Origin of the sequence: uncultured Mailhella sp., assembly GCF_905187505.1 — a bacterium.
Lineage (GTDB): Bacteria > Desulfobacterota > Desulfovibrionia > Desulfovibrionales > Desulfovibrionaceae > Mailhella.
Genome location: NZ_CAJJIC010000120.1, coordinates 1 through 7,453 on the forward strand (window position 1 = coordinate 1; position 7,453 = coordinate 7,453).

Consider the following 7,453-nt stretch of genomic DNA (forward strand, 5'->3'; position numbering starts at 1 on the left):
TCCTTTCTGCCTTTGCTCAGCGCTCGGACATGCCTTTGCTTGCAGAGAACAACCGTCTCTCAACGCTCTGGGGCCCGCGACCTGCCTTCAGGCGGTCGCGCCGACGCCCGCAAGTAGCCGGAATTCACTTCCGGCGTAAAGCGCAGCGGGCGTCGTACAAGTCCTGCGTCCGTACAGGGTGTCCCGAGCAGACGGGAAACCGCGCTGCTCGGGCGTCGCGAAAATGTCGGTCGGGCGGCGGAAGGAAAAAAAAAGCGCAACCGGGGGCGGCCGGGACGTCCATGGGGGAATGGGACGTCGTGCGTGCGTGGTTCGGGTGCACGTCCGGCCGCCTGCCGTTCGCGTATTGAGGAGGAATGTTGAAAACTTGTTGGATTTATTTGATATGTTTTGTCTTTTTGTCAATGCCCCAAAAGGGGGGACGACACCCTCCGCGAGCCCGTTTTCCAGCGCTTCCGGGGAAAATGCGGAAATTTTTCTTCGCTCTCAGCGCCGGGAGCTCGGAAAAGGTCTCCGGCAGGCGGGCATGACTTGGCGGAATCATTTCCGACGCCACGCGAGTCGCCTTCATGCTGGTTCTGCCTCCGTCCGACGGACGGGCAAAGGAGCCTTCGCGGGACTCGGACGAAGGAAAATTTTGCGGCTCCGTGTTGAGATTCCCCGTCTCTCGACGGGGCCGCGCGTTGTTTGCCGACGGTTCTTGTCCTGCGTCCTGCGGTTCAGGGACGCAGGACAGCGTTCGTGCGGCTTGTTCTCGTGCCCCTCCGGCGGTTCGTTCCGAAGGAGGCGTCCGTCCGGGATGCGGCTCCCGGCGGGCGTCACGTGAGCTCTTCCGCCCGCACTCCGCGGTTCCGGCGCGGCGGCATGGCGGAAAATCTGTTGAAATTACTTGAGAAACATGGCCAGAACGGGAATGATGAGCAGCGAGATGAGCGTGGTCATGATGACCGCCGCCGACGCGTCGTCTTCCGCGACTTTATAGGAATCGCTCATGGCATAGGCCAGCGTGCCCACCGGCATGGCCGCGAGCAGCGTGCCCATGGAACGCCACATGGGTTCCGTGTGAAAGGCCGTGAGCGCAATGAACGCTATGACGGGCTGCACGACCTGCTTGGCCGCAAGAATGACCATCTGTCTGCCGGGATGAAACGCGGAAGTGCCGGTATGGTTGCGCAGCCTTGCGCTGATCACGATGCCGAGAGACACCAGAGCGCAGGGCATGACCGAGTTGCCGAGCGCCCGGCACGGCGATTCGATGACCGCAGGCACGGCCGTGCCCGTGGCGTAGAACGCCGATCCGGCGACCGTGGCCAGCACCACGGGATTGGTGACGAGCGCGAGCGCGATGGTGCGTATGGGATGACGGCCCTTGGCGCCGCTGTTCACCAGAATGAAAAGCGTGATGAGCACCATGGGGATTTCAAGAATGTTGGTCAGCGTGCTGGCCAGCACCACCACCGGGCTGCCGGGATAAAGCGCCATGAGCACGGGCAGACCCACCAGCACCACGTTGGGAAAGCTGGCCAGCATTGACAGCATGACTTCCTCTTTGTAGCCTGTCTCCAGCCGCAGGTGATGAAAGACCGGAATGAGCAGCCCGAACGTCACGAAAAGACTGACGGCAAAGCCGGCAAGAAACGCCTCGTGGTCGAGGTCTTCGGGCCTGCATTCCGCAATCGACAGGAAAATCAGGGCGGGCAGCCCGAGATTCACGAGAAACTGGTTGAGCGTGGTCGAGCCGAACGGGGGCACAAGCTGAAAACGCTCCGCAAGCATCCCCAGAAAGATCAGCACGAACACGGGAAGCAGCAATAAAAATACATCCCACATGATTATGTCTCCAGGCGTCCCACGCCCCGCGTGAAGCGCCGTCGCATTCTTTTTTTCGGATTTCGCCTTCCGGCCGGACAGGCGTGAGTTCGCAGAATGCAGCAAACGGACGCTCCCTGCAAACGAGATTTCCTGTGGGTCGGGATAAGTTTTTCTTATGACGGAAAATCCACCGCTGAACGCGCTGGCGGCCTTTGAGGCGGCGGCGAGACTCGGCAGCTTTACCCGTGCGGGCGAGGAGCTGTGCGTCACGCAGGCGGCCGTAAGCCAGCACATCCGGCACCTTGAGGATTATCTCGGCGTGCCGCTTTTCATACGTCGTTCGCCGGGCGTGTGTCTCACGCCGGACGGCGAGCGCTACTACCTTGCCATTGCGGGCGCGCTCGATACCCTTCGCAGGGAAACCGCCCGCATACGGCGCGGAGTGGGACCGCTTTCCGTGGTGGCGGAAGCCAGCTTTGCCAATCGCTGGCTGGCCCCGCGCGTGAGCCGCTTCTGTGAACGTTTCCCGGACATGGACGTCCGCATTGCGCCGCATCCCGACTTTCCCGAGCTGGGGCCGGACGTGGACATCATCGTTCGCCGCGACATGAAGCCCTCGCCCGGACTCTTTCTGCTTCCGCTCCCCGAAGAGCGGCTTTTTCCGGTGTTCAGCCCCGAGTACCTGGGCGAACACGCCGACGACTGGCAGAACGACAGACTCCTGCGCTCCCCGCAGAGCCGCAGAGAGGCGTGGACGGCATGGTTTCAGGCCGCAGGAATGCGTCCGGCGCTTCGCTTCGGACCCATCTATCAGTTCACCTACATGGCCCTTGCCGCCGCAGCCGAGGGAAGAGGCGCCGCCCTCGCAAGTTCCCTTCTCGTGGTCGAAGACCTGCGCGCCGGACGCCTTGCCTCCCTCCGATCCCCGTCCATCGCCGTAAGCCGCCGCTATACCGCCGCCTGCCTCGACTCCGCCGCCCGCTCCCCGCGCGTCAGCGCCTTTTTCTCCTGGATGCAGGACGAGCTTGACCGCGATAAGGCCGAGTTCCCCGACTGCTTCCCCGATGCCCCGACGACGGAAAAGGCGTGAAGGGCAGAGCGGGGCGCTCTCCCGGCTCCCGCCGGGGAAGAGGCACGACTCCCGCGCCCTTTGTTGCTTCCCGCAAGATGTCAGCGCTCGGGAATGGCTTTGCCTGTCCCTTTCGGTCCTTTTTCAGCGCGGAACCCGCGGGACCGGCGTGCCGACGGCGTTCAGTGTCCGGGCGGGCCTTCGTCCGTCGTGGATGACCGTCTCTCGGGGGGCGTTCCTTCGCTTTTCTCTCCCTTCTTGAAGCCCGGGCTTCCGGGCGGCGCAGGGCCCCGGCCGACGCCGTCGTGCGGGGCCCTCCCGCGTCAAGCGCAGCCGCCGTCGTGCGGGCGCCGCGTCCGTGCAGCCGGTCCAGAGCTGACGGACGGCAGTGTCGTTCGGGCGTCGTCACTCTCAGAGGGCGGCGTCTGCCGGGCAAAGGTATGTGTCGTCGTCTTGACGAGTCAGGCAAAGGACTCTATAAAAATGGCTTTGGCGCGTTTTCAGAAGGCTGCACAGGCCTTACTATTTCCAAGGTGCGTCCTAAGGAGAAATATATGTCGAACATGACTATCGTTGGTGCGCAGTGGGGCGACGAAGGCAAGGGCAAGATCGTCGATCTGCTCACTTCCGAAGTGGATATGGTGGTCCGTTTTCAGGGCGGCAACAACGCCGGACATACGGTCATTGTGGATGGCCGGAAGTACGTCCTGCATGTTGTCCCTTCGGGCATCCTTCACCCCGGGAAGATGTGCATCATCGGCAACGGCGTCGTGCTCGATCCCGAGAGCTTTCTTGAGGAGATCGACGCCCTCCAGAGTCTCGGACTCGACGTCAGCCCCGAACGGCTGAAGATAAGCTACAAGACGCATCTCATCATGCCCTATCACCGCGCCATCGACGGCGCGCGCGAAGGACACGCCAAATCCAAGATCGGCACCACCGGTCGCGGCATCGGTCCCTGCTACGAGGACAAGAAGGCCCGTGTGGGCGTCCGTGCGGGCGATCTCACCGATCCCGAAGTGCTTCGTGCCAAGATCGAGCACGCCCTTCAGGAAAAGAACGTGCTCTTCACGCAGCTTTACGGCCTGCCCGCGCTGGATCCCGAAACCGTGTTCAACGATCTCATGGCCATCGCGCCCCGTCTCGTGCCCTATCTCGCCGACGTGTCCACGCTCATCATGGACGCCGACGCCGCCGGCAAGAGCATCATGTTTGAAGGCGCGCAGGGCGTCATGCTCGACATCGATCACGGCACCTATCCCTTTGTGACCTCCTCCAACGTGGTGTGCGACAACGCTTCCATCGGTTCCGGCGTGCATGCCGGCATGATCGATCAGCGCATCGCCATCGTGAAGGCCTACACCACCCGCGTGGGTTCCGGTCCCTTCCCCACGGAGCTGTTCGACGACATGGGCGAATTCCTGCGTCGTCAGGGCGGCGAATACGGCGCCACCACCGGCAGGCCCCGCCGCTGCGGCTGGCTCGACCTCGTGGTGCTGCGCGAAATGGCACGTCTGTGCGATCCCACTTCCATCGCCCTCACCAAGGTGGACGTGCTTTCCGGTCTCAAGGAAATCAAGTTCTGCGTGGCCTATGAATACGAAGGCAAGGTCATGCAGTATCCGCCGCAGACCCCGCGCGGACTCGACAACGTCAAGCCCGTCTACGAAGTGCTCCCCGGCTGGGACGAAGACCTTTCCGACTGCACCACGTGGGAATCCCTGCCCGGAAACTGCCGTCGCTACATCGAGCGCATCGAGACCCTGCTCGGCGTGAAGATCGGCTTCGTTTCCGTGGGCCCCGACAGAAATCAGACCTTCCGGCGCTAGCATGGCCGCGGCCAGAAAGGAAGGCGCCAAAGCGAGCGCGCGCAGATCCGCGCCCGAGGACAGACTCCCCGGCGTGGACGAGGCGCGCGCCGCGTTTTCCGCTTCTCTCGGTCCGGAACTGGAAAGGCCGCGCGCCTTTCTGCGCGCCATGCGCGGCGAGCCGCCGCAGCTTCTGCATCTGGAAGGCGGAAACGCTTCCTCCCGCGTGGCCCTCGCCCTGTGGTGGGCCGCGCTGCTCAACTGCGAGGAGCAGGGCGACGAACCTTGTCTGGCCTGTCATTCCTGCCTGCGGATCGGGGCGAACATGCATCCCGATCTCTTCCTGCTCGACGGCCGTGTCGCGTCCATCAAGATCGACGAGGTGCGCGCGCTGCGTCCCGTGCTGGGCGAAAAGCCCCATTTCGGACGTCGTCGCGTCATCGTGCTGGCCGAGGCGCAGTCGCTCGGCGTGGAAGCCGCCAATTCCCTGCTCAAGGTGCTGGAAGACCCGTCGCCCGATACCTGCTTCGTGTTCACCGCGTCCCAGCGCGAACGGCTCCTGCCCACGCTGGTTTCCCGCGGATGGGTCATTACGCTCCCCTGGCCGGAAACAGGACGCGACCTGCCTGCCGAACTTGAACTCTGGGAAAAGGCACTTGCCCGTTTCGCTTCCGAAGGCCGGGGCTGGTTCGACATGACCCAGGCCAGAAACGGCCTCGACGCCGCAACCGCGCAGAACGTCGTGCTCGTGGGCCAGAAGGCCCTTGCCGACTGCCTTGCCGGACGCAGATCCGGTGCCCTTGCCGAAATTTTGCGCCCCCTGCCCGAAGAACTGCTTCTGGAACTTTCCGAGCTCTTCGTGAAGTGTCAGGACTCGCTCATCGCGCAGGTGAATCCGCTGCTTGCCCTCGACGCCATGGCCACGGGACTGTGGCGCGTCGTGCGCGAGGGGCGACGCGGCAAAGTGCCCGGAACTCCTTGACAGAGGGACTCTTCGTTCCTACCTTTCGTGTACCACTATTGGAGGTCTTTTCATGAGTCAGGAATTTGAAAACAAGGATGCCGTGAACGAAGAGGCGGAACTCGAGGCCCCGGAACAGGCCGCCGAAGAGAACGCTCCCGTTCAGGAAAAGACGGAAGAAGAGCAGCTCGAGGAGTGCCGCGCCAGACTCTGCGCGGCCTGCAATGTGGCCGCAGAGGCCAATGCCGTCAAGCTGCGCGCGCTGGCCGAGATGGACAACTTCAAAAAGCGCGTTCAGCGCGAAAAGGAAGAGCAGGCCCGCTACGCCGCCGAAAAGGTGCTCGCCGATCTTCTTCCCACGCTGGACAATCTCGACCTCGCCCTCCAGTACGGCGGCCAGTCGGAAGAGAGCCGCAACATGATGGTCGGCGTGGAAATGACCCGTACCATGCTGCTCGACGCGCTCAAGAAGCACGGCCTCGTGCCCGTGGGAGAACCCGGTCAGGTCTTCGATCCCAACGACCACGAAGCCGTAGGACAGGAGGCGGCCGAAGGCGTCGACTCCGGCTGCATCGTCCGCGTCATGCAGAAGGGCTACAGACTCAACGATCATCTGCTGCGTCCCGCCCGCGTCATCGTCGCTCTGTAAGGTCGTCCTTTTCCCCTTCGTATCTGAACGGAGTCGCCCGCGGGCGGCTCCGTTTTTGTGCTCTCCCCGGAACGGCGACGCCGCTTCTTCGCGCGTGTCCGCGCTGGCCATAACGCCGCCCCGGCGATCGTAATCCCGCCGGAATCCGTCCCGGACGGCCGCCGCCGTCGTCCGTTCGTGACTTTGGACATGGACGGCAGGGCGTCCCGGGATGATAAAAAGACCTGGACTTATAAAAACAGGAGTAATGTTATGCAGGTTCTTCTTGTGAACGGCAGCCCCCACCCCAAGGGCTGCACTTGGACGGCCCTTTCCGAAGTGGCCGCGGAACTCGAAAGACAGGGCATCGGTTCTCAGATCTTTCAGCTCGGCACCCAGCCTGTGGCGGGCTGCATCGCCTGCGGCTCCTGCCGCAAGACCGGCCGCTGCTTCCGCGACGACAAGGTGAACGAAGCCCTCGCCCTGGTGCCTGAGTTCGACGGATTCGTGTTCGGCTCCCCCGTGTACTACGCTTCCGCGTCCGGACAGCTCGAAAGCTTCCTCGACAGACTCTTCTTTGCCGGTTTCTCCCTCTTTGCCAACAAGCCCGGCGCGGCCGTGGTGAGCTGCCGCAGAGGCGGCGCTTCCGCAGCCTTCGAGCAGATCAACAAGTACTTCGGCATGAACAACATGCCCGTGGTCACCTCCAGCTACTGGAACCAGGTCCACGGCAATACCCCCGACGAAGTGCGCCAGGACGCCGAAGGCCTCCAGACCATGCGCCAGCTCGCCCGCAACATGGCGTGGATGCTCCGCTGCTTCGAGGCCGGAAAGGCCGCAGGCATCCCCCTGCCGGAAAAGGAACCTACCATACGCACCAACTTCATCAGATAAGCGCTTTCGCGCGTGCCGTAAAAGGACGGAGCCCGAACAGGGCCCCGCCTTTTTTTTAACGCTGACGCGGAAAGGCAAGAAAGGCAGAAAACGCAGGAAAGGCAATGCGGGGCGCCGCCCCGCACCCCGCCGGGGAGTCCCCCGGCCCCCTGGAAAGGCAATGCGGGGGAAATAATTCCCCCCGCGCCCCCCTGTTTCTTTCAGCTTCTTATCAGCGCTCGGGGGCACGCGGGCGAGGTGAGGAGCCCGCGCCGACGGCCGCAAGCAGCCGGAATTCACTT

General features: G+C 63.2%; 6 protein-coding genes. 5 read left to right on the forward strand and 1 reads right to left on the reverse strand.

Features of this window, described 5'->3' with window-relative positions; all coding sequences use genetic code 11:
* Positions 1-885: 885 nt before the first annotated feature.
* On the reverse strand, positions 886-1,830 hold the full coding sequence (locus QZZ60_RS09540; RefSeq protein WP_295640865.1) for an AEC family transporter: 945 nt from the start codon (positions 1,828-1,830) through the stop codon (positions 886-888).
* A 157-nt stretch (positions 1,831-1,987) separates the two neighbouring features.
* On the opposite strand from QZZ60_RS09540, the gene QZZ60_RS09545 reads away from it, so the two are divergent.
* The 5 genes from QZZ60_RS09545 (at position 1,988) to QZZ60_RS09565 (ending at position 7,172) form a co-directional block, all read left to right on the forward strand.
* Positions 1,988-2,902 (forward strand): LysR substrate-binding domain-containing protein, encoded by a 915-nt coding sequence (locus QZZ60_RS09545; protein WP_295640866.1) that lies wholly within the window; start codon positions 1,988-1,990, stop codon positions 2,900-2,902.
* Positions 2,903-3,435: 533 nt separating this feature from the next.
* Positions 3,436-4,710 carry an adenylosuccinate synthase gene (locus QZZ60_RS09550; protein WP_295640868.1) on the forward strand — a complete coding sequence of 425 codons (1,275 nt, stop codon included), beginning with the start codon at positions 3,436-3,438 and terminating at the stop codon, positions 4,708-4,710.
* Position 4,711: 1 nt separating this feature from the next.
* The gene (locus QZZ60_RS09555; protein WP_295640870.1) at positions 4,712-5,671 is read left to right on the forward strand and encodes a DNA polymerase III subunit delta'; all 960 of its coding nucleotides are present in this window, start codon (positions 4,712-4,714) and stop codon (positions 5,669-5,671) included.
* A gap of 52 nt (positions 5,672-5,723) precedes the next feature.
* Positions 5,724-6,299, forward strand: coding sequence for a nucleotide exchange factor GrpE (grpE, locus tag QZZ60_RS09560; RefSeq protein WP_295640872.1), 576 nt, complete (start codon positions 5,724-5,726; stop codon positions 6,297-6,299).
* 252 nt (positions 6,300-6,551) lie between these two features.
* Positions 6,552-7,172: a flavodoxin family protein gene (locus QZZ60_RS09565; RefSeq protein ID WP_295640874.1), complete on the forward strand. Its 621-nt coding sequence runs from the start codon at positions 6,552-6,554 to the stop codon at positions 7,170-7,172.
* Positions 7,173-7,453 lie beyond the last annotated feature (281 nt).